This window comes from Actinoplanes auranticolor (assembly GCF_018332655.1).
In the GTDB taxonomy this organism is placed as follows: domain Bacteria; phylum Actinomycetota; class Actinomycetes; order Mycobacteriales; family Micromonosporaceae; genus Actinoplanes; species Actinoplanes auranticolor.
Genome location: NZ_BOQL01000082.1, coordinates 50,578 through 67,650 on the forward strand (window position 1 = coordinate 50,578; position 17,073 = coordinate 67,650).

A 17,073-nucleotide genomic window follows, 5' to 3' on the forward strand; every position below is an offset into this window, starting at 1 on the left:
CCGGCGGTCAGCCGGTGGGCCGGGCAGCCGCCACCGCTTCGCCGACCGTGGCGTGCACCGGCAGGAGACGGTCCAGGTTGGTGGCCAGCAGCACCGCGGTCACCGCGGGCTGCACGCTCGCCAGATGCAGCCGCCCGCCGCGCGTGGTCGTCCTCTTGTGCAGGTCGACGAAGAGGCTCAGGCCACCGGAGTCGCAGAAGGCCACCGCGCCCAGGTCGAGCACGAGCGACCGGGACCCGTCCTGGAGGGCCGCTTCGGCGGCGTCCTCGAGGGACTGCCGGCTGTCATGGTCGATCTCCCCGGCGGCGGACAACACCGTGACCGGGCCCTCGGTGGTCGCGCTGACCGTCAGAATCTGCTCCGTCATGACCGGGTATCGTCCTCTCGCGTCGCCTGTCCGGCTCGCGCCACCGTGTTCAGGGCCGCCGGCGTGGACCATTGCACCAGCATCAGGGTGGCGTCGTCGGCGGGCGGGCCGGACTGGTGGTCGACGACGGCGTGCGCGAGCCGGCGCAGGGTCTCCGGGGCCGGCAGGCCGGCGCGTTCGTGCTGCTCGGCCAGGTCGACGAGGCGGCCGAGCCCGAACCGGTCGCCGTCCGCGGTCCGGGCCTCGGTGACACCGTCGGTGTAGAGCAGCAGCCGGTCCTCCGGCTCGAGGATGTGCTCGGCCACCTCACCGGAGGGGTCCGTGATGCCCAGCGGCATGCGACCCGTCGCTTTGAGCTCCCGCACGAGCTTGCCGCCGCGCAACAACAGGGGCGGGGGATGCCCGGCATTGACGAAGCGCAGCCGCCCGGAGTCCAGGTCCAGCTCGGCGAGGACCGCGGTGGCGAAGCGGGTGTCCGGGAACTGCCCGGTCAGGGCGGCGTCCGCTGCACTCGCCTGCTCGGCCAGGTCACCGCCGGCGTTGCGGGTGGTCCGGATCGCGGCGAGGGCGACCGCGCAGGCCAGACCGGCCCGCAGGCCACGGCCGACCGCGTCCAGGATCACCAGCTTCGCCGTGGTGTCGTCGAGGGCATAGTCGAAACCGTCGCCACCGACCTCGTAGCACGGCTGCAGGATGGCGCTCAGGGCCACGCGGTCGGTGCTGGAGGTCAGCGGCGGAAGGATGCGCCCCAGCAGCTCCGACGCCGTCGACATGGGCTGCGTCCGCCGGGTGCGGTCGATGTGGTCGCCGCGCCGGGAGATGGTGGCGACGAGATGCCCGACGAGGCCGGCGAGCATTTCGCAGTGCCGGACGAACTCCTGCTGATCGGCGTCCGTCTTCCCGGACACCAGGAACTCGATCATGCCGAGCCGGTCGGTGCCGTCCAGCATCGGCACCCACCACCGGCGTACGCCGTCGCGGCCGAGGCCCGCCATCGACTCGATCCGGGCGAAGGCGCGGCCCGGCAGCGAGCCGTCGACCGGCACCGGATCCGGGCTCTCCCCGCCGGGCTCGACCAGGGCCCGCAGCGCGACCTGCTCGTAGTCGACCAGCCAGACCCGGACCCGCAGGCCGAGCGGAGCGACCGCGGCATTGAGCGACAGGGGTACGTCCTCGGGTGTCCACAGATGCGAACGGTCCAGAATCGTCCGCAGCGCCGTGAACCACCGCAGTTGTTCCGGCTCACCCATGCGCACCAGCGTAGATCCCCTCCGGCGGGCCCGCCGGACGTTGCCGCCCGGCCCAGCTGGGGTCCGCGTGTCCGGTGGCCGATCTCTACCTGTCGATGACAGCGCCTGCCATGATGGCGCGCGATGATCGAAGTGATCGGGTTGACCAAGTCCTACGGGCGGGTCCGTGCCGTCGACGACGTGACGTTCTCCGCCGTGCCCGGGCGGGTGACCGGCTTCCTCGGGCTCAACGGCTCCGGCAAGACCACGACGCTGCGGATGCTGCTGGGCCTGACCCGGCCGACGTCCGGCGTCGCGCTGATCAACAAGGCGCCGTACCGGGAGCTGCGCCACCCGGCCCGGCAGGTCGGTGCCGTGCTGGAGCAGGGCATCAGCCATCCCGGGCAGAGCGGCCGGACCCACCTGACGACGCAGGCGTTGCTCACCGGAGCCGACCGGGCCCGGATCGACCCGCTGCTGGCGCAGGTGGGCCTCGACGACGCCGCCGAACAGCGCTGCGGGGACTACTCGCTCGGCATGCGCCAGCGGCTCGCGGTGGCGACCGCCCTGCTCGGGGACCCGTCGGTGCTGATCCTGGACGAGCCGGCCAACGGGCTCGACCCCGAGGGCATCGCCTGGCTGCGTGAGCTGCTGCGCGAGCACGCCCGCAACGGCGGCACGGTGCTGATCTCCAGCCACCTGCTGGCCGAGCTGGCCCAGCTCATCGACGACGTCGTCATCATCGCGGACGGCACCGTGCGCTACGCGGCGCCGCTGGAGGAGCTGTACGGCTCGGCGTCGTCGCGGCTCCGGATCCGCGGCCGCGACCCGCAACTGCTGTGGCGCGTGTTCGAGGAGGCCGGGGCGCAGGTCGACACCGACGGGCACGCCCTCGAGGTGACCGGGCTGACGGCGGAGGACGCGGGGGACATCGCCTTCGACGCCCAGGTACCGATCTACGAGCTGGCCACCGACGCCCCCAACCTCGAACAGATCTTCCTCGGCCTGGTCAGCGCCCCGGCACCCGCCGTCACCGAGGAGCCCGTCCGATGACCGCGGTGGTGCGCAGCGAGCTGTACCGCCTGGCGACGATCCGGTCCAGCGCGCTGTCGCTGGCGATCTTCACCTGCCTGGGCACGGTGCTCGGCATGATCGGCAGCGACTTCTGGGCGCTGCTCGCGGGCGTGGGCGCGTTCGGCTTCGGGGTCATCGGCGTCTCCCAGCACTTTCAGCACCGTACCGCCGTACTCCTCTATCTGGCCCGGCCCCGACGGGTCCGGGTCCTGCTCGCGCAGCTGGTCACCACCGTGATCGTCGGTTCCGGCTTCACCGCCGTCAGCGGCCTCATCGTGCTCATCCAGGGCAACCGCGAGCGCTACCTGATCACCCTGCTGGTCGCGCCGATCATGGCGGTGCTGGGCGCCGCCGCGGCGGCCATCGCGCGCAGCGCCACCATGCTGTTCATCGGCTTCGTGGCGTGGATCGTCTTCGTCGAGGCCATGTACGGCAAACTGCAGGAGCCGCTGCCGTTCTCCGCCTATCTGGACGCGGCGTCCGGCGACCGGCAGAAGCTGCTGATCCTGCTGGGCTGGACGCTGGCGACGATCATCGGTGCCGCCTTCGCGATCCGCCGCGACCTCAACGGAGACTGACCACCGGCGCGGAACTCCCGCGCACCTGCAGGGCCGCGGGGAAGACACAGCGCCAGTACGGATCGGGCCGGCGTTCCACCAGCGCGCGGGTGGCCGCGGCCGCCATCAGCTCGACCGGCTGCTGGACCGACGACATCGGCGGCGTGCTGCACGCGGCGATGACGCTGTCGTCGAAGCCCACCACGGCGACGTCCTGCGGCACCCGCCGGCCGGCATCGGCCAATGCCTGCATCGCGCCGGTGGCCATCAGGTCGCAACCGGCGAAGATCGCATCCAGCTCCGGTTCCTCGCCCAGCAGGCGCCGGGTCATGTCGTAGCCGGCCTCGCGGCGGAACTTGCCGATCACCGAGATGTCGGGCAGCCCGAGATCGCGGACGGCCCGCCGGTGCCCCTCACGCCGGCCGTCGGCGCAGGGATTACCCGCCTGCCCGTGCAGGGCGGCGATCCGCCGGCGGCCGCTCTCGTGCAGATGCCGGATCGCCGCGTACGCCCCGTCGGCGTTCTCCACATCGACGAACGGGATGCCCGGGGCGGACGGGCCCATCGACACCACCCGGTCGCAGCGCGCATAGAACTCCGCGGCGAGCGCCGGCGTCACGTTGATGAGGATGACCCCCAGGCTCACCGTGGCGGCGATCCGGTCCAGCAGCGCGGCTGTGTCGGGCTTCTCGACCACGTGGACGCGCAGCTGGGCGTTGGTGCCGGCCAGCTCCTGCAGGATCCCGGCGGTCACCCGGCCGTAGTACGGGCTGTTGCCGAAGACCGCGGCGTCGTCGACGACGATCAGCTCGACCACGTCACCGTGGCCGGAGGCCAGCGCCCGGGCCACCGGATCGGGCCGGTAGCCGAGCCGGGCGATCACCTGCCGGACGTGCTCACGGGTCTGCGGCGACACACCGGGGGCGTCGTTGATGACCCGGGAGACCGCTGCTTTGGACACGCCGGCCTCGGCGGCGACATCGGCCAAAGTCGGTCTTTTCGATGACATCGGGCAACTATAGGAGGGTTGTCCCGCGGCCGTGGACCCATTTAGCGGCCGGATCTGCTTTCTGAGGGGCCGGGCGGGCGCTCAGCCGGCGGCGCTGCGCGGGGCGTACATGATCACGGCGACGCCGAGCAGGCAGATGCCGGCGCCGATGAGGTCCCAGCGGTCCGGGCGGAAGCCGTCCACCACCATGCCCCAGGCGAGCGAGCCGGCGACGAAGACGCCGCCGTAGGCGGCCAGGATCCGCCCGAAGTTGGCGTCCGGCTGGAGGCAGGCGACGAAACCGTACGCCCCGAGAGCGATGACGCCGGCCGCTATCCACCACAGGCCGCGGTGCTCGCGCCAGCCCTGCCAGATGAGCCAGGCACCGCCGATCTCGGCGAGCGCCGCCAGGACGAAGAGCAGCAACGAGCGGATAATGATCACCTTCGGCACGTTATCCGTACCCCGGGGTGGCCGTCACGTGGTCGCGCAGGAGCAGCTGTCGCCGGTACAACCGGCGCGGTGGCGCCCGCGGGCGGTCCACCACCAGGCGGCGCCCGCGAGGGCCGCGAGGGTGACGGCGATGCCCGGCATCCAGGCCGCGGCTACGGCCCAGGTCGCGCCGGAGATCAGCCCGGCGGTCAGCAGGAGCGGGATGGCGCAGCAGGCCGCGCACGCAAGGCCGGCGAGGCTGGTCAGGCCGGAGGGCAGCAGCCGGCGGGCGCGGTTGACAAGGGTCGGCATCCGGCGGTTCTGTCGCGATGGTGGCGAATATTGGCGGGCGCCGGCGTTGATGATCGGCATTGGAGGCTCCTGTCGCGGTGGTGGGGGAAGCCGGTGGGTGCGGTCAGCGTGGATCGGCATTCGGGGTTCCTGTCGCGGTGGGGGAGGAAGCCGGCGGGCACCAACGGCGCGGATCGGGATTGAGGCCACTGCCCGGATCGGTGGTGGCGGGTCGGCACCGTTCAGCGTGGGTCGGCGTCAGGGCCTGCGGTCGCGATGGTGGCGAACGGGATCGGGCAGCAGGGCTGGGCCGCGCAGGTCACCAGGTCGTCGCAGCCGGCGTCGACCGCGGCGCGCAGGGTGTCGGCGATGATCCGCAGGTCGCTGATCTTCGCCTCCACCTCGGCGAGCTTGGCCTGCGCCCGGGCCTGCAACCCGGCGTCAGCGGCCCGTCCGTGCCGGTGCCGGCCGCTCTCCAGCAGGTCGGTGATCTCCTCGAGGGTGAAGCCGAGTCGTTGCGCCGCCTTGATCACCCGCAGCACGGTGACGGCCTCGGGCGGGTACATCCGGTGCCCGCCGAGGCTACGGTCCGGCTCGGCGAGCAGACCTCGGCGTTCGTAGTAGCGCAGCGTCTGCAGGTTCACCCCAGCCGCAGCGGCGACCTCGCTGCTGCGCAGGGCGCTCACGTTGCCATCCCGGCGACTGCCCGGCCGGCCAGCGCATCCAGTACGGCGACCTGAGCGGGCGGCACCTGGATGTCGAGGTTCACGGCTTCCTGCTCACCTTCACCTGATGTGGTGAAGGTGAACGTGAAGAACGCGCAGCACGAGCTCTCCCGGGCGGTGAGGTCGCGGGCAACCGGCTCGGCGGCCGGGTCGAGCCGCCACCGCAGCACGGTGGGCGACAGCCGCCGCTGATCACGCAGCGCGGTGGCGAAGAGCTCGTCGAACTCGGCCAGCCGCAGCGGCTGGTCGACGGTGGGCAGGGTGCACGCCTCGGGCACCCACACCTGCTGTTCTGCGGTCATGGTCCGACGGTAAACCCGTACCTGGGTACCGGATGCAAGTCGAAGCGGCGGCGACCAGTCTCGGTGCGGTGCGGTGCGGTGCGGTGCGGTGCGGTGCGGTGCGGTGCGGTGTGGGGTTGGGGGGCTCGCGCAGACGCGGGAATGGGGCGGGCGCGCGGGAGGGGGAAGGAGCGACGGCGGGGCGGAGCGGACGTCTAGGTGGGCGTGCGGTTGGAAGTGGGAGTGGGGGCGGGAGCGGGGGTAGAGGGGGGTCCGGGAGACGGGGCGGGCGCGGGACGCGGGGCGGGAGCGTGGTGGGCGGGGCGGTCGGTGACCCGGTGTTCGGCCGTCCGCAGGGCTTCGAGCACGAGGCGGCGGACGTGTGGGTCTGTGACTGCGTACACCGAGCGGCGGCCGTCGCGGCGGGCTTGGACCAGGCCGGCGAGGCGGAGCTTGCCGAGGTGTTGCGACACGGCGGGGCGCGCTGCTCCCACCGCGCGGGTCAGCGCGGTCACGTCGCTCTCTGCTTCGACCAGGGCGGCCATCAGGCGCAATCTCGTGGCGTCGGCCAGCATCCCCAGGGTGATCGTCGCGGCCTCGATCACGGAGTCGCTCACCAGTGGTTCCTGCAGGTCACTGGCAGTTGCACCGTTGTCGCGTGCGTACATGAGCACATATTATCCAGGGGATACACCGAGGACCAGGGGGCGAGGATCCGTGATGGCCGACCATGAGCACAGCCACGCCCAGAGCCGCCACAACGACGGGCACTACGGCGGCGGCCATCACGACGACGGCCATCACGACGACGGCCATCACGACGACGGCCATCACGATGGCCACGACGACGGCTTCGGCGACCGCCGCCACCACGATCGCCACGACGAACACGGGCACCACGACAGCCACGACAACGACGGCCATCACCACGGTTGGTGGGAGCGGCTGCGTCACCGGATCACGCCGCATTCGCACGACAGCGCCGACAAGGTTGATTCCGCGCTCGAGTCCTCCCGTGAAGGTCTCCGTGCACTGTGGATCTCCCTGGTGGCGCTCGGCGTCACCGCGGCCCTGCAGGCCGTCGTCGTTGTGCTGTCCGGCTCCGTCGCGTTGCTCGGCGACACCCTGCACAACGTCGCCGATGCGCTCACTGCCGTACCTCTGGGTATTGCTTTTCTGCTCGGCCGCCGGGCCGCCACCCGGGCGTACACCTATGGTTTCGGCCGGGCCGAGGATCTGGCCGGCATCGTCATCGTCCTGGTGATCGCCGCTTCGGCGATCGCCGCCGGCTGGACCGCCGTCCACCGGCTGGTGCATCCCCAGACCATGACGCACCTGCCGTGGGTGCTGGCCGCCGGCGTGATCGGCTTCCTCGGCAACGAGCTCGTCGCCCGGTACCGGATCGGGGTGGGCCGGCGCATCGGGTCCGCGGCGCTGGTCGCCGACGGGCTGCACGCGCGCACCGACGGCTTCACCTCGCTCGCGGTCGTCCTTGCCGCCGCCGGTGCCTGGCTCGGCTGGCGCTGGGCCGACCCGGCCGTCGGCCTGGTGATCACGGCGGCGATCGCGTTCGTGCTCAAGGACGCGGCCCGGGAGGTCTACCGCCGGCTGATGGACCGGGTGGATCCGGAGCTCGTGGACAAGGCCGAGCAGTCGCTGCGGGCGGTCCCGGGCATCCGGGACGTGTCGGGGCTACGGCTGCGCTGGATCGGGCACCGGATGCACGCGGAGGCGGCCGTGGTGGTGGACGCGGACCTGAGCCTGCTGGCCGCGCACGAGATCGCGGCGGACGCCGAGCATCAGCTGACCCATCAGGTTCCGCGGCTGACCGGCGCGACCGTGCACGTGGATCCGGCCAGCCACCCGGGCGACAGTCACCACACCGACCTGTCCCACCACCGCCGCGACCGCCTCGCCGCGCCGGCCCGGAACTGACCTGACGGTGACGGATCGTGCACTGACGGATTCCGGACAGGACCCGGACCGGCGGCAGTGCCACGATCGGGACGTGGGGGACGAAGCTGTAGCCGAGCGGGGATCTACCGGCGACGCCGTGGTCATCGGGGCCGGCATGGCCGGCCTGGCCGCCGCGCGGGTGCTGGCCGACCGGTTCGCCCGGGTGACGGTGGTCGACCGCGACCACCTGCCGTCCGGACCGGAGAGCCGCCGGGGCGTGCCGCAGAGCGCCCACCCGCACGCCCTGCTCGCGGTCGGGCGGGACGCCCTGGAGAAGCTGTTCCCCGGGCTGACCGACGAACTCGTCGGGCTCGGGGCGCGGTGGATCGACGTGGCCCGCGACGCGTACGTCTGGCAGCTCGACGGGTACCGCGTCCGGGTGGACAGCGGCGTCACCATGCTCGCCGTGAGCCGGCCGCTGCTGGAGAGCTGCGTGCAGCGGCGGGTGCGGGCGCTGCCGGGGGTACGCGTTCTCGACGACACCGCGGTGGCCGGTCTCGTCGGCCGGTCCGGTGAGCGGGTGTCCGGAGTGACGCTGGCCGACGGCCGTGAGCTCGCGGCCGAGCTGGTGGTCGATGCCAGCGGGCGCGGCAGCCGCTCCGACCGCTGGCTGCGGGAGCTGGACTTCCCCGTCCCGGCGGAGTCGGTGATCACCGTACGCGTGCACTACACGACCCAGCTCGTCCGCGGCCAGCCCGACTGCCTGCCCGGATCCGGGATGATCGTGGTGGCCGAGACCCCGCCCGAGCAGTGCCGCTACGGCGCCGCCTTCTCCGTGGAGGGCGGCCGGTGGCTCGTCACCCTCGGCGGCTTCCACGGTGAGCAGGCGCCGACCGACCCCGAGGGTTTCCGGCGGTTCGCCGATGACCTGCCGGACGGCACGATCGCGCAGTTGCTGCGCACCGGCGAGCCGCTGACCGATCCGGTCGCCTACACCTATCCGGCCAGCCGGCGCCGCCACTTCGAACGGCTGCGCCGGATCCCGGCGGGCTACGTGGCCATGGGTGACGCGCTGTGCAGCTTCAACCCCGTGTACGGCCACGGCATGACGGTCGCCGCGCTGGAGGCGGTCACGCTGGGGGAGAGTCTCGATCGGCACCGCACCCCGGGCGTGGTGATGGCGCGCGACTTCTACCGCCGCAGCGCGAAGGTGATCGCCGTCGCCTGGGACATGGCCGCCGCGACCGACTTCGTCTATCCCGGGACGGAGGGTCCCAGGCCGCGGGGCCTGGCCCTGACGCACTGGTACCAGCGGCGGATCTTCCGGGCCCTCCATGTCTCGCCGGAGGTCATCAGGACCGTCGTCCGGGTGCAGCACCTGCTGGAGCCGGGGTCCGCGCTGCTGCGGCCGGCCATGGTCGTCAGAGTCCTCCGCGCGGCCCGCCGTGACCGGAAGGCGGTGGGCAGCGCTGCGGCCCGGCGACCCATCCTCTAGATTCGGCGGATGGCTCTGCTGCACCGTGCGAATCTGACCCCGTCCAAGCTCGAGCTGCTGGCCGGCTGGCTGCCCGGCCGAGCGTGGTTCGCCGGCCCGCTGGAGGCCGAGGTGGTCCGGGTCGCGGCCTTCCGTTTCGACGACCCGGCCGGCCGAGTGGGCCTGGAGACGATGCTGGTCCGCGCCGGTGACGGGCCGGTCCTGCAGGTCCCGCTGACGTACCGCGACGCACCCCTGGACGGCGCCGAGCAGTGGCTGATCGGCACGACCGAGCACTCCGCGCTGGGCCGCCGCTGGGTCTACGACGCCTGCGGTGACCCGGTCTACGCCGCGGAGCTGGCCCGGGTGATCCATGCCGGCGGCACCCAGGCCGAGGAGTACTTCGAGGTCGACGGCCGGCGCGAGACCCGGGCGCCGGCCATGACCGTCAGCGGCAGCGGGACCGGGGATGCCCCGGTCCCGGCCACCGGCACCGTGCACCGGGTCGTCGACGAGGACCCCACGGTGATCGTGACGGACGAGGTGGAACTGGCCGTGCTGCGCCACCTCGGCACCAGCCAGCGGGTCACCGGCCCGGTGCTGACCGGCACCTGGGGCGACGAGCCGCTGCCCGTGCCGCTGGCTTACGCCACCCCGGCGCAGTGACCGGCGACCGATGCGGAGGACCCGGCCGGGCCCGGTGATCGCGGGCGGCTACTGAGCCACCACCCGGTCCCCGGTCAGCTGTAGCAGGCGCAGCGGGATCGCGTCCGCCATGGCCTGCATCCCGGCGTCGTTGGGGTGCAGGTGGTCGCCGCTGTCGTGGCGCGGGAGCAGGCGCAGCGGCTGGGCCGGGTCGCGGACGGCCCGGTCGAAGTCGATCACGCCGTCGTACTCGCCGCCGGTGCGGATCCACCGGTTGACCGCGGCGCGCTTGGCCTCGTTCTCCGCGCTGTAGTAGCCGGCGATCGTGGTGTCCTGGAACGGCGTCAGGGTGGCGCCGATGATCCGCAGGCCCCGTTCGTGGGCCCGGGCGATCAGTTGCCGGTGCCCGTTGATGATCTCCTCGGCGGTCACCGTCTCGGACGGCGGGGCCAGCGACGTCGGCTGGCCGATGTCGTTGATGCCGAGCAGCACGATCACGGCCCGGGCACCCGGCTGGGCGAGCACGTCACGGTCGAAGCGGCTCAGCGCGCTGTCGCCGAAGAGCGGCCCGATGCCGGAGAACGGGGTGCCGGCCACCGTGTTGCCGTCGTGCAGCAGCCGGTTGCCGCCGATGCCCTTGTTGAGCGCGCCGAGGTGCCGCAGCGGGGCCTGCGCCTGCAGCCGGCGGGCCAGGAAGTCCGGCCAGCGGTGGTCGGCGGCGGTGCGCTGCGGCAGGTGGATGCTCACGACGAGATCGGACAGCGCCGGTACGGGTAGCGTCACCGGATCGCTCAGCGCGGGGGCGCCGGGCGGGACGCTGAACGAGGACCGCCCGCCGAAGGTGAGCCTGCGGTCGGTTCCGGGCAGGAGCTGAGAACCACCGGCGCTGCGGGCGATGCGCGCTTCACCGATCACCAGCGGCTCGGTGCCGTACTCGTTGGACAGCCGCACCCGCAGCGACCGGCCCGCGATGCTGGTGTGCACGATCTGGCGCAGGGTCTGGTTCTCGAACACGGTCTGCGGCATCGGCGGGGTCGCCGCGCCGGTCACGGCGGTGCTCCAGGTGCCGGTCCAGGTGGCCGGGCGGTCGGCCGCGACGGCCGAGCCGGTCATGAGGGTCGCGACGCCGAACGTCGCCACGGTGGCGGTGATCAGGCGCGGGAGCCTGGTGGTGGATGCTGTCATCGTCGACACCTCCCTGTCCGGACCAGCCCAGCTCAGCCCCGTCCGGGTGTCAAGGCATCGACGGTCGTCAAGATGAGCGGCTCACGCTCAGGGCAGCCGCCAGCTGGTCCGACCACGCGCGGACGACCCGGGCCCGGCGCCGGGAGTCGTCGGTGAGGACGTCGGCCAGGGCCAGGCCCCGGGCCAGGTCGAGGGTGGCCTGGATGAGACCCCGGACAGCCGGGTCGCTGTCGTCCACCCGGAGCAGCCGTACGGCCCGCCGGTGCACGCCGCGGGCGAAGTGCCGCTCCAGCGGGACCACCGCGGCCCGCAGCTCGGGGTCGGCGGCGGCCACGGTCCACACCTGCAACGCGGCCCGGAACAGCTCACCGCCGATCGCGTCGACCAGGCCGGTCACCACCGCATGCACCCGGTCGGGGCTCGAACCCCCGGGGTCGGGCAGCGCGTCGAGCAGCGCCGCCCGCTCCTCGAACATGGCCTCCAGCGCGGCCAGGATGAGCGCCTCCCGGGTCCGGAAGTGGTGCTGCACGGCCCCGCGGCTGATCCCGGCCTCGGCCGCGATGAAGGCCACCGTCGAGACCTCCCACCCGTGCCGGGCCAGGCTCCGGATGGTCGTCTCCAGCAAGCGCCGGCGCGTCTCCCGCGAGCGGTCCTGCTTGGGCGCGGAGTCGTCAGCCATCCCCGGCCGCCGCCACCACCGCCAGCGGCGTGCCCTGGCTGACCTGACGGCCGACCGGGACCGGCAGCTCCGTCACCGTGCCGTCCGCCGGGGCGCGCACCACGTGCTCCATCTTCATCGCTTCCAGCCAGATCAGCGCCTGCCCGGCCACGACGGCCTCACCGATCCGGACGTCCGTGCGCACCACCGTGCCGGGCATCGGCGCCACCAGGGCGCCGGCCGGCAGCTGGGCCGACGGGTCGGTGAAACGCGGCACCCGGCGCAGCTCCAGCGAGCCCTGAGGCCCGTCGACGACCACCCGATCGGCAAAGCGTCCCACCGTCCACCGGCGGCGGACCCCGTCGAGGTCGAGCACCACCGCGTCAGCCGTCGCGTCCACCAGCACGACGTCGTCCCGGCCGGGCACCTCCAGGCCGTCGCGGCCGAAGCGGTACCGCACCTCGATCTCGGTGTCGCCGACGGCGTAGCGACGGCTGCGGTAGCCGACCGGGATGTTGCGGAAGCCGCGGGCCAGCAGCGGCACCAGCGCGGCGTCGGACAGTGCGGCGACCAGGGCGCCGAGGGCCGGGTCCAGCCCGGTGCCGGCGGTCAGCGCGGCCGGCGGATGGTCGGTGTAGAAGCCGGTCCCGGCGGTGCCGGCCAGGAACTGCGGGTGCAGCAGGCTGGCGACCAGCAGGTCCCGGTTGGTGGCCACCCCGTGCACGCGGGCGCGGCGCAGGGCGGCGGCGAGCTGCCGGGCCGCGGCCTCACGGGTTGACGCGTACGCGATGACCTTCGCCAGCATCCCGTCGTAGTGGGTGCCGACCACGCTGCCGTCCACCACTCCGGAGTCGAGGCGGATGCCGTCCAGCCCGGCGCGCTCGAAGCGGGCCGTCACGCCGGGGGCGTCGAAGGTGACCACGGTGCCGGTCTCCGGGCGCCAGTCGTCGGCGGGGCTCTCGGCGTACAGGCGGGCCTCGACGGCGTAGCCGGTCATCGCCGGCTCCGCACCGCTGAGCCGGTGGCCCGCGGCGACGTCGAGTTGCAGGCCGACCAGGTCGGTGCCGGTGACGCACTCGGTCACCGGGTGCTCGACCTGCAGGCGGGTGTTCATCTCCAGGAACCAGAAGTCGCCGTTGGCGGCGGCGATGAACTCCACCGTCCCCGCGCCGCGGTAGTCGACCGCGGCTGCGGCCTTCCGGCCCGCCGCGAGCAGGCGTTCGCGCAGGTCACCGCCGATCCGCTCGACCAGCGGCGCGGGCGCCTCCTCGATCACCTTCTGGTGCCGGCGCTGCAGCGAGCACTCCCGTTCGCCCAGCGCCCAGACGGTGCCGTGGGCGTCGGCCATGATCTGCACCTCGACGTGGTGCCCCTCGTCCAGGTAGCGCTCGCAGAAGACGGTGGGATCGCCGAACGCGGCACCGGCCTCCCGCGCCGCGGACGCGACAGCCGCGGGCAGCTCGGCCAGGGTGCGCACGATCCGCATGCCGCGCCCGCCGCCGCCGGCCGACGCCTTGACCAGGACGGGCAGTTCGGCCTCGGTGACGGCGTCCGGATCGAGCAGGTCGAGCACGCTCAGGCCGGCCGCCGCCATCCGGCGCTTGGACTCGATCTTGGAGCCCATCACCTCGATCGCCGCCGGGTCCGGGCCGATCCAGGTCAGCCCGGCGTCCTGGACCGCGCGGGCGAAACCGGCGTTCTCGGCGAGGAACCCGTAGCCGGGGTGGATCGCGTCGGCGCCGGCCCGGACGGCCGCCGCGATGATGAGGTCACCGCGCAGGTACGTGTCGGCCGGCGTGGAGCCGGGCAGGCGTACGGCGCTGTCCGCCTCGCGCACGTGCGGGCTGTCGGCGTCGGGATCGGAGAAGACGGCGACGGTGGTGATGCCCCGCCGGCGGCAGGTGGTGAAGATCCGCCGGGCGATCTCCCCGCGGTTGGCGACCAGGACGGCGTTGATGGTCATAGTGCTCTCACATCCGGAAGACGCCGAAGGCGTCGGTGCCCGACACCGGCGCGGTGTGGATCGCGGACAGGGCCAGGCCCAGCACGTCGCGGGTGTCGCGGGGGTCGATGATCCCGTCGTCGTAGACCAGCCCGGACAGCACCATCGGCATCGCCTCGGCGGTGATCTGCCGTTCGATCGCCTGCCGCATCACCTGCGCGGCGTCCTCGTCGAACGGCCGGCCCTGGGCCAGCGCGGAGGCCCGGGACACCATGGTGCTCACGTCGGCGAGCTGCTGGGCGCCCATCACCGCGGACCGGGCGCTGGGCCAGGCGAAGACGAACCGGGGATCGTAGGCCCGGCCGCACATGCCGTAGTGGCCGGCGCCGTAGGAGTTGCCGATGAGCAGGGAGATGTGCGGGACGGTCGAGTTGGACACCGCGTTGATCATCATGGCGCCGTGTTTGATGATGCCGCCCTGCTCGTACTCCGCGCCGACCATGTAGCCGGTCGTGTTGTGCAGGAACAGCAGCGGGGTGTGCGAGCGGTTGGCCAGCTGGATGAACTGGGCCGCTTTCTGGGCCTCGGCGCTGAACAGCACACCGCGGGCGTTGGCCAGGATGCCGACCGGGTAGCCGTGCAGCTGCGCCCAGCCGGTCACCAGCGAGCTGCCGTACAGCGGCTTGACCTCGTCGAAGTCACTGTCGTCGACGATGCGGGCGATGACCTCGCGCGGGTCGAAGGGCGCCTTGAGGCCGGGCGGCACGATCGACAGCAGCTCCTCGGCGGCGTACCGCGGGGGTCGGGGTGTGGTCGTGGCCGGGCCGGCCGCCTTGCGCCAGTTCAGCCGCGCGACGATGCGCCGCCCGATCCGGATGGCGTCCTGCTCGTCGCGGGCGAAGTGGTCGGCCAGGCCGGACACCCGGGCGTGCATCTCGGCGCCGCCGAGCGACTCGTCGTCGGACTCCTCCCCGGTGGCCGCCTTGACCAGCGGCGGACCGGCCAGGAAGACCTTCGAGCGCCGTTCGATCAGCACCACGTGGTCACTCATCCCCGGCAGGTACGCGCCACCGGCCGTCGAGTTGCCGAAGACCAGCGCGATCGTCGGGATGCCGGCCGCGGACAGCTGGGTGAGGTTGCGGAAGACCGCGCCGCCGGGGACGAAGACCTCCTTCTGGGTGGGCAGGTCCGCACCCCCGGACTCGACCAGGGAGATCACCGGCAGCCGGTTGTGCCGGGCGATCTCGTGCATCCGCAGCGTCTTGCGCAGCGACCACGGGTTGCTCGCGCCGCCCTTGACCGTCGGATCGTTGGCGATCAGCAGGCACTCCACGCCGCTGACCACGCCGATCCCGGCCACGACGCCGCCGCCGACGGTGAACGGCGAGCCGTAGCCGGCCAGTGCGGCCAGCTCCAGGAACGGCGCGTCCTCGTCGAGCAGCAGCTCGATCCGCTCGCGGGCGGTCATCTTGCCCCGGGCGTGGTGCCGGGCGACCGCCTTCTCGCCGCCGCCGGCCACCGCCCGGGCGGTCTCGGCCCCGATCTCGGCGAGCGCGTCCAGCATCGCCTGCCGGGCGGCCAGAGCCTCGTCGGTGGCGGGTTCGAGCGTGGACCGCAGGACGGTCACAGTTCCTCCCGGTCGGGCAGCAGGGTCACGGGGATCTCGACGTGCCGGGACCGCAGCCACTCGCCGAGCCCCTTGGCCTGCGGATCGAAGCGTGCGTGGTAGGCGACGCCCGCGCCGAGCAGCCCCTCGACGACGACGTTGACGGCCCGGATGCCGGGCAGCCGGGTGATCCGGACGGGCAGCGCCGCGGTCTCGGGCAGCAGCTCCCGGATGGTCTGCTCAGTGATCAACGAGGCCAGCCACGGATAGGCGCTGTCGCTGCGCACCCACAGGCCGATGTTCGCGTTGCCGCCCTTGTCCCCGGAGCGTGCCCCGGCCAGCGTGCCCAGCGGCGCCCGCCGGGTCGGACCGGCTCCGAGAGGGATCCCGGGACCGCCGGTGAGCGGTTCCAGCGGCCGGGTGAGCGCCGGTGGATCGATCGGCTCGACGCGGCCGTCGTCGTGGACGACCTCGTGCCGCGGCACGCTCTGGGGAACGAAACCCGCGGTGAAGACGCCGTACGGCTGGGCGCCGGCCGGCGGGGTGGTGCTGAAGAAGCCGGGGTACGACGAGAGGGCCAGCTCGACGGCGGCCTTGCTGAACGCGCGGCCCGCCACCTTCTCGTCCGGGTCCCGGGCGACGACGCTGAGCAGGGCGGACGCCTGCTGCTGGGTCGCCGCGTCGGCGGTGTCGAGCCGGGCCAGGCTCCAGGTGACCTCGGCCGGCGCGGTGCCGGGGGCGGCCTCGAACTGGCGGCGGAACAGCGCGGCCTTGGCCTCGACGTCCAGACCGGTCAGCACGACCGTCAGCTCGTTGCGGTAGCCGCCGACGGTGGTGCAGGAGACCTTGAGGTCGGGCGGTGGCGCCTCGCCGCGTACCCCGGTGATCTCCACCCGGTCCGGCCCGGCCTGCCGCAGCGACACCGTGTCGAGCCGGGTGGTGACGTCCGGACCGGCGTAGCGGGCGTCGTCGATCTCGTACACCAGCTGGGCCGTGACCGTGCCGACGGTGACCGCCCCGCCGGTCCCGGGGTGCTTGGTGATCACGCTGGAACCGTCCGGGCGCAGCTCGGCGATCGGGAAGCCGGGCCGCAGCGGGTCGTCGATCTCGGTGAAGAACGCGTAGTTGCCGCCGGTGGCCTGCGCGCCGCACTCGATCACGTGACCGGCGACCGTGGCCCCGGCGAGCGCGTCGAGGTCGTCGTGCCCCCAGTCGAAGTGGGCGATCGCGGGCCCGACGGTCAGCGCGGCGTCGGTCACCCGCCCGGTCACCACGACGTCGGCGCCGCCGGTGAGCGCCCGGGCGATGCCGAAAGCGCCGAGGTACGCGTGCGCGCCGAGCGGGGTGCCCAGGTCCAGGGCGCCGGCCCGCGCGGTGAGGTCGTCTCCGCGTACCAGAGCGACCCGCGCCGGGGTACCCAGCTCGCGGATCGCGGCGACCAGGGCGGGCGGGTTGACGCCGCCCGCGTTGGCGACGATCCGCACGCCGCGCTCCAGCGCCAGCTCAAGGCACTCCCGAAGCTGCACCAGGAACGTTTTGGCGTAGCCGGTCGCCGGGTCCTTCGCGCGGTCCCGGCCCAGGATCAGCATGGTCAGCTCGGCGAGATAGTCGCCGGTGAGCACGTCGAGCTCGCCGTCGGTGAGCATCTCGCGCATCGCCGCGAGCCGGTCGCCGTAGAACCCGGAGCAGTTGCCGACGCGCAGCATCTCGGGCCTCATGCCGA

The 17,073-nt window shown here is 73.1% G+C and carries 18 protein-coding genes; 5 read left to right on the forward strand and 13 right to left on the reverse strand.

From position 1 onward, the window contains the following. Positions 1–7 precede the first annotated feature (7 nt). Complete coding sequence (locus tag Aau02nite_RS42650) at positions 8–367, reverse strand: STAS domain-containing protein (RefSeq protein ID WP_212994388.1); 360 nt, start codon at positions 365–367, stop codon at positions 8–10. Further along, complete coding sequence (locus Aau02nite_RS42655) at positions 364–1,617, reverse strand: PP2C family protein-serine/threonine phosphatase (RefSeq protein WP_212994389.1); 1,254 nt, start codon at positions 1,615–1,617, stop codon at positions 364–366. Before Aau02nite_RS42655 ends, Aau02nite_RS42650 begins: the two co-directional genes overlap by 4 nt. A 123-nt stretch (positions 1,618–1,740) precedes the next feature. Between Aau02nite_RS42655 and Aau02nite_RS42660 the strand changes: the two genes are divergently transcribed. Together Aau02nite_RS42660 and Aau02nite_RS42665 are read left to right on the forward strand one after the other, a co-directional pair. After that, positions 1,741–2,649: an ABC transporter ATP-binding protein gene (locus tag Aau02nite_RS42660; protein ID WP_212994390.1), complete on the forward strand. Its 909-nt coding sequence runs from the start codon at positions 1,741–1,743 to the stop codon at positions 2,647–2,649. Further along, positions 2,646–3,248 (forward strand): hypothetical protein, encoded by a 603-nt coding sequence (locus Aau02nite_RS42665; protein WP_212994391.1) that lies wholly within the window; start codon positions 2,646–2,648, stop codon positions 3,246–3,248. Before Aau02nite_RS42660 ends, Aau02nite_RS42665 begins: the two co-directional genes overlap by 4 nt. On the opposite strand, the gene Aau02nite_RS42670 is transcribed toward Aau02nite_RS42665, so the two are convergent. The 6 genes from Aau02nite_RS42670 to Aau02nite_RS42695 all read right to left on the reverse strand — a co-directional run bounded on the left by Aau02nite_RS42670 (position 3,235) and on the right by Aau02nite_RS42695 (position 6,561). Then, positions 3,235–4,236 (reverse strand): LacI family DNA-binding transcriptional regulator, encoded by a 1,002-nt coding sequence (locus tag Aau02nite_RS42670; RefSeq protein ID WP_212994392.1) that lies wholly within the window; start codon positions 4,234–4,236, stop codon positions 3,235–3,237. The two genes, Aau02nite_RS42665 and Aau02nite_RS42670, sit on opposite strands and share 14 nt — an antisense overlap. A gap of 81 nt (positions 4,237–4,317) precedes the next feature. Next, entirely contained in the window at positions 4,318–4,659 is a 342-nt protein-coding gene (locus tag Aau02nite_RS42675) for a YnfA family protein (protein ID WP_212994393.1), read from the reverse strand. Between the two features lie 33 nt (positions 4,660–4,692). After that, positions 4,693–4,959, reverse strand: coding sequence for a hypothetical protein (locus tag Aau02nite_RS42680; RefSeq protein WP_212994394.1), 267 nt, complete (start codon positions 4,957–4,959; stop codon positions 4,693–4,695). 221 nt (positions 4,960–5,180) lie between these two features. Beyond that, on the reverse strand, positions 5,181–5,624 hold the full coding sequence (locus Aau02nite_RS42685) for a MerR family transcriptional regulator (RefSeq protein WP_212994395.1): 444 nt from the start codon (positions 5,622–5,624) through the stop codon (positions 5,181–5,183). Next, positions 5,621–5,965, reverse strand: a complete 345-nt coding sequence (locus tag Aau02nite_RS42690; protein WP_212994396.1) for a hypothetical protein — start codon at positions 5,963–5,965, stop codon at positions 5,621–5,623. The genes Aau02nite_RS42685 and Aau02nite_RS42690 overlap by 4 nt, the downstream gene beginning before the upstream one ends. A gap of 194 nt (positions 5,966–6,159) precedes the next feature. Next, positions 6,160–6,561 (reverse strand): ArsR/SmtB family transcription factor, encoded by a 402-nt coding sequence (locus Aau02nite_RS42695; RefSeq protein WP_246595863.1) that lies wholly within the window; start codon positions 6,559–6,561, stop codon positions 6,160–6,162. A gap of 103 nt (positions 6,562–6,664) precedes the next feature. Between Aau02nite_RS42695 and Aau02nite_RS42700 the strand changes: the two genes are divergently transcribed. The 3 genes from Aau02nite_RS42700 (at position 6,665) to Aau02nite_RS42710 (ending at position 9,980) form a co-directional block, all read left to right on the forward strand. Beyond that, the gene (locus Aau02nite_RS42700) at positions 6,665–7,879 is read left to right on the forward strand and encodes a cation diffusion facilitator family transporter (protein WP_246595864.1); all 1,215 of its coding nucleotides are present in this window, start codon (positions 6,665–6,667) and stop codon (positions 7,877–7,879) included. Between the two features lie 73 nt (positions 7,880–7,952). After that, on the forward strand, positions 7,953–9,335 hold the full coding sequence (locus tag Aau02nite_RS42705) for an NAD(P)/FAD-dependent oxidoreductase (protein ID WP_212994398.1): 1,383 nt from the start codon (positions 7,953–7,955) through the stop codon (positions 9,333–9,335). A gap of 9 nt (positions 9,336–9,344) precedes the next feature. Continuing rightward, a complete protein-coding gene (locus Aau02nite_RS42710) occupies positions 9,345–9,980 on the forward strand; it encodes a CG0192-related protein (RefSeq protein ID WP_212994399.1) in 636 nt (211 codons plus the stop codon). Between the two features lie 48 nt (positions 9,981–10,028). Here the strand turns inward: Aau02nite_RS42710 and Aau02nite_RS42715 are convergent, their stop codons facing one another. From Aau02nite_RS42715 to Aau02nite_RS42735, 5 genes are all read right to left on the reverse strand, one after another. After that, the gene (locus Aau02nite_RS42715) at positions 10,029–11,144 is read right to left on the reverse strand and encodes an SGNH/GDSL hydrolase family protein (RefSeq protein WP_212994400.1); all 1,116 of its coding nucleotides are present in this window, start codon (positions 11,142–11,144) and stop codon (positions 10,029–10,031) included. Between the two features lie 67 nt (positions 11,145–11,211). Beyond that, the gene (locus Aau02nite_RS42720) at positions 11,212–11,823 is read right to left on the reverse strand and encodes a TetR/AcrR family transcriptional regulator (RefSeq protein WP_212994401.1); all 612 of its coding nucleotides are present in this window, start codon (positions 11,821–11,823) and stop codon (positions 11,212–11,214) included. Continuing rightward, on the reverse strand, positions 11,816–13,765 hold the full coding sequence (locus tag Aau02nite_RS42725; protein ID WP_212994402.1) for an acetyl/propionyl/methylcrotonyl-CoA carboxylase subunit alpha: 1,950 nt from the start codon (positions 13,763–13,765) through the stop codon (positions 11,816–11,818). The genes Aau02nite_RS42720 and Aau02nite_RS42725 overlap by 8 nt, the downstream gene beginning before the upstream one ends. A gap of 7 nt (positions 13,766–13,772) precedes the next feature. After that, complete coding sequence (locus Aau02nite_RS42730; protein ID WP_438841233.1) at positions 13,773–15,371, reverse strand: acyl-CoA carboxylase subunit beta; 1,599 nt, start codon at positions 15,369–15,371, stop codon at positions 13,773–13,775. Then, positions 15,368–17,068, reverse strand: a complete 1,701-nt coding sequence (locus Aau02nite_RS42735) for an acyclic terpene utilization AtuA family protein (protein WP_246595865.1) — start codon at positions 17,066–17,068, stop codon at positions 15,368–15,370. Before Aau02nite_RS42735 ends, Aau02nite_RS42730 begins: the two co-directional genes overlap by 4 nt. Positions 17,069–17,073 lie beyond the last annotated feature (5 nt).

What these genes read in the sequence shown, in the direction of transcription:
- Aau02nite_RS42650 (WP_212994388.1), bottom strand. Translation starts at nt 367, where the DNA reads ATGACGGAGCAGATTCTGACGGTCAGCGCGACCACCGAGGGCCCGGTC.
- Aau02nite_RS42655 (WP_212994389.1), bottom strand. Translation starts at nt 1,617, where the DNA reads ATGGGTGAGCCGGAACAACTGCGGTGGTTCACGGCGCTGCGGACGATT.
- Aau02nite_RS42660 (WP_212994390.1), top strand. Translation starts at nt 1,741, where the DNA reads ATGATCGAAGTGATCGGGTTGACCAAGTCCTACGGGCGGGTCCGTGCC.
- Aau02nite_RS42665 (WP_212994391.1), top strand. Translation starts at nt 2,646, where the DNA reads ATGACCGCGGTGGTGCGCAGCGAGCTGTACCGCCTGGCGACGATCCGG.
- Aau02nite_RS42670 (WP_212994392.1), bottom strand. Translation starts at nt 4,236, where the DNA reads ATGTCATCGAAAAGACCGACTTTGGCCGATGTCGCCGCCGAGGCCGGC.
- Aau02nite_RS42680 (WP_212994394.1), bottom strand. Translation starts at nt 4,959, where the DNA reads ATGCCGACCCTTGTCAACCGCGCCCGCCGGCTGCTGCCCTCCGGCCTG.
- Aau02nite_RS42690 (WP_212994396.1), bottom strand. Translation starts at nt 5,965, where the DNA reads ATGACCGCAGAACAGCAGGTGTGGGTGCCCGAGGCGTGCACCCTGCCC.
- Aau02nite_RS42700 (WP_246595864.1), top strand. Translation starts at nt 6,665, where the DNA reads ATGGCCGACCATGAGCACAGCCACGCCCAGAGCCGCCACAACGACGGG.
- Aau02nite_RS42710 (WP_212994399.1), top strand. Translation starts at nt 9,345, where the DNA reads ATGGCTCTGCTGCACCGTGCGAATCTGACCCCGTCCAAGCTCGAGCTG.
- Aau02nite_RS42715 (WP_212994400.1), bottom strand. Translation starts at nt 11,144, where the DNA reads ATGACAGCATCCACCACCAGGCTCCCGCGCCTGATCACCGCCACCGTG.
- Aau02nite_RS42720 (WP_212994401.1), bottom strand. Translation starts at nt 11,823, where the DNA reads ATGGCTGACGACTCCGCGCCCAAGCAGGACCGCTCGCGGGAGACGCGC.
- Aau02nite_RS42725 (WP_212994402.1), bottom strand. Translation starts at nt 13,765, where the DNA reads ATGACCATCAACGCCGTCCTGGTCGCCAACCGCGGGGAGATCGCCCGG.
- Aau02nite_RS42735 (WP_246595865.1), bottom strand. Translation starts at nt 17,068, where the DNA reads ATGAGGCCCGAGATGCTGCGCGTCGGCAACTGCTCCGGGTTCTACGGC.